Below are 2,889 nucleotides of genomic sequence, written 5' to 3'. Positions count from 1 at the left end.
ACGGCGTCGCAGAATCGACGACGCCAGCTAACCGCGCCGCCTGATCGGCCCCATCACCCAATTTCGGCCATAGCTCAGGTCTCGACACTGACCAGCTCAAACGTGTTGCGGATGTCGATGCGCTTTAGCGCTGCCTCGACGTCTCGATTGTCCAGTAGTCCCAACAGCCGATCGATGGTGACAGTGGCATCGCGCGGCTGCTTCGGGTCTATGTACTCGCCTAGCACGCGACGGGAGGCTTGAACGGCGTCAAGAACGATTTCGTAGTCTCTTCGCATGGTCTCCTCAATCTGTATCATCGTGGTCCAGCATGATGGCCTCAAAGCCCTCCGGTAGCTACGGCGGCGTGTTCTCGTCACAGTGGTTGCAGAGAGCGCAAGGCGCGCCGGCTCCGCCGCACACGCAGGCGCGTTCGCCCCAGCCAAGCCTTGTCAGGATGGTTCTCGCAGACCCATCGGTTGTTGTTGCAGCGCGCACCATTTCAGTGCAGATCCTCCCGCAATCCCTTGAACACCGGGTGCCGCACCTTGCCTTCTGCCGATTTGGCGCGGTACTCGATTTCGGCGAGCAGCGTCGGCTCAACCCAGATGCCCTTGTGCGTGATCCGCTTGGCGAAGGGCTGCGTCCTCCGGATCAGCGGCGTCAGGCGCTTCTGCAAATCGGCGGCGGACGCCTCGTCAAAACCATGATCGACCTTGCCGGCGTAGATCAGCTCATCTCCCTTGCGCCGGCCGAGATAGATGCCATCCCATTCTCCCTCGTCCAGGGCAAAGCCGGCGATGGTCAGCGTCTCCCGCTGCGCGCAAGGCTTCTTCACCCAATTGCGGCCACGGCCCGAGATATAAGGGCTATCGGCGACCTTCGAGACCACGCCCTCCTGGCCAGCCGTGCAGGCCTGACCGAACATCGCACGGCCGTCGACCTCGAAGCTCTCGCTGAATTGGACATCGGTGCCGGCGATGAGTCTCCTTAACTCGGCCTTGCGCGTGGAGAGCGGCAGCTTCCGCAAATCGTGACCGTCGAGATAGAGCAGGTCGAAGGCGACCAGGATGATCTTCTTTGATCGGCCCTTGAGCTCGTTTTGCAGCACCGAGAAATCCGTAGTGCCGTCTTTGGCCGGCGCGACCACCTCGCCGTCGATGACCGCGCTGGAGGCGGAGATGTGCCAGGCGTCGGCGGCGATCTTACGGAAGCGGTGGGTCCAGTCATGGCCTCGCCGCGTGAAGACCTTGACGGCCTCATTGGCGATGTGGGTTTGGACGCGGTAGCCGTCGAACTTGATCTCGTGGATCCATCTGGCGCCGGTCGGCACCCGTTCGACGTCGATCGCTAGTGCCGGCTCGATGAAGCCGGGGTAGGCAGCCTTGACGCCGATCGGCACCGGTTTCTTACGCTGAAACGCCACGCCAAGGAATCCCGACGCTATGTGCTGATCAAATTGGCACAAAAGAAATCGTTCCGACCCTGCAACCTGTCGCACCCATCCGAATTTTCTTGTACGCTAGGCTGTGGAATGTCTGCCGCCATGGCCTGGAAATCGCGCCTCCGCTTAACACAGTTAGGTGGACGGCTGCTCGAGAAGGGGGTCATGCTATTTTTTTCCCGAGGGAGACGGAGATGGCTTTTCCGATCGAGGCTGATTCCAAAAAGGACCCTCAAGTTGTGATTATCGTGGTTGATCGGCTGGAACAGGAGAGGGCTCAGCTGCTTGCTCTTCGAAAAAAGGTGTCTGACGCGGCACACACGTGCCAGTCCCTGGGCGCCGGCCGAACGCTGGGTGGAGTTCCGTCCCACTCAAACCAAGGAAGTGAGCCATGAAGGACTTCACAGGAAAGTGGCGCCGACTCCGCGCCGATGCAAAGCATTTAGCCCTCTTGAGTGTGTCGGCGACAGATCCAAGTCAACGCGAGCTATTCAAGCGTTTAGGTGATGAGCTTGCCATCGAGGCGCTTGAGCTGGAGCAGCTCGTGAAAAGGAAACCGAATAGCAAGGTCGATGGGCTCACGTGAGGACTTGGGCGGCAGTCAGCCCACCGAGGTGACGCTCTCATGCATCTAGGGCCGGCCTGCGCAGTCGGCTTGGCCCGTCCAGTCGATCTGTCGGGCTTATGAATATCTGGGCTTGTAAAAAATCTTGGCGGCTCGGACGAGCCGCGCGGCGCTGGCCCCAACCCGCGTGTTCTCTTCCAGAGGGATGACTATCAAACGTCCGTCGGTTTACGGCGGCGCCTTACCAGCCACTACACGCCGTAGCCGAGGGCAAGGATCGGAAGGCCTGCGCCGGCGATTGGCCCCGGGGCTCCGTTGGTGTGCCCGTGTCCGTGTGGCCGGTTTTGACGAACTGGGCTGTTTGGAGCTCTGGCAGAGGTCGCCAGCATTGCGCACAAAAGCCAGCACCCCTAAGGCTGGATCACCAACCCTCGGCGCCGCGCTGAGAAACAAGACGGCGTCCGCACGCATCAGCGACGCCGACGGGGGGTACCTTGAAAAGCCCAGTCACGCCCGATGGCTGTTTGAACTACTCCTCGGGGTTCCATAGGTCCGCTTCCATTTCTGCAACGATATCTTGCAAGAGACGGATTGCGAGCGGGTCGGTGACCTCGCGTTCCATCATGCGATAGCGCATCAGCCGCTCTTCAAGTTCCCGCTGTTGCTCGTCGTCGGTCATTGCGCACCCCTTGCGTGAGCAAGACGCGCCAGGAGACTGATGGTTGCCGGAACTTGAAAAATTCTCGGCAGAATTGGGGCGGTTCACAGTCCATTCAGGCCAGAGCCCGTACTCATCTCCGCGGGAAGAGTCAACGAGGAGGTGGAACATGTCGAACGCTCGCGAGGGCTTCGATGCGATCGATATCGTTGTCGATTGGATCGACGCCTGTAAGCAGGGTCG

At 60.4% G+C, this 2,889-nt stretch carries 4 protein-coding genes; 1 reads left to right on the top strand and 3 read right to left on the bottom strand.

Annotation, left to right across the window (positions count from 1 at the left end):
- Positions 1-74: 74 nt before the first annotated feature.
- Together ACZXDY_RS45245 and ligD are read right to left on the bottom strand one after the other, a co-directional pair.
- Positions 75-278: a hypothetical protein gene (locus ACZXDY_RS45245; RefSeq protein ID WP_464349931.1), complete on the bottom strand. Its 204-nt coding sequence runs from the start codon at positions 276-278 to the stop codon at positions 75-77.
- Positions 279-481: 203 nt separating this feature from the next.
- Positions 482-1,405 carry a non-homologous end-joining DNA ligase gene (gene ligD, locus ACZXDY_RS45240; protein ID WP_464349930.1) on the bottom strand — a complete coding sequence of 308 codons (924 nt, stop codon included), beginning with the start codon at positions 1,403-1,405 and terminating at the stop codon, positions 482-484.
- 409 nt (positions 1,406-1,814) lie between these two features.
- On the opposite strand from ligD, the gene ACZXDY_RS45235 reads away from it, so the two are divergent.
- A complete protein-coding gene (locus ACZXDY_RS45235) occupies positions 1,815-2,009 on the top strand; it encodes a hypothetical protein (protein ID WP_464349929.1) in 195 nt (64 codons plus the stop codon).
- Between the two features lie 508 nt (positions 2,010-2,517).
- Here the strand turns inward: ACZXDY_RS45235 and ACZXDY_RS45230 are convergent.
- The gene (locus ACZXDY_RS45230) at positions 2,518-2,667 is read right to left on the bottom strand and encodes a hypothetical protein (protein WP_464349928.1); all 150 of its coding nucleotides are present in this window, start codon (positions 2,665-2,667) and stop codon (positions 2,518-2,520) included.
- Between the last annotated feature and the right edge of the window lie 222 nt (positions 2,668-2,889).

The sequence above is a fragment of the Bradyrhizobium sp. LeoB3 genome, from assembly GCF_055456055.1.
This window is presented reverse-complemented; position numbering and strand designations above follow the sequence as displayed.

Bases quoted from the DNA above. Each gene is read 5' to 3' on its own strand.
- ACZXDY_RS45245 (WP_464349931.1), bottom strand. From the start codon at position 278: ATGCGAAGAGACTACGAAATCGTTCTTGACGCCGTTCAAGCCTCCCGT.
- ACZXDY_RS45235 (WP_464349929.1), top strand. From the start codon at position 1,815: ATGAAGGACTTCACAGGAAAGTGGCGCCGACTCCGCGCCGATGCAAAG.
- ACZXDY_RS45230 (WP_464349928.1), bottom strand. From the start codon at position 2,667: ATGACCGACGACGAGCAACAGCGGGAACTTGAAGAGCGGCTGATGCGC.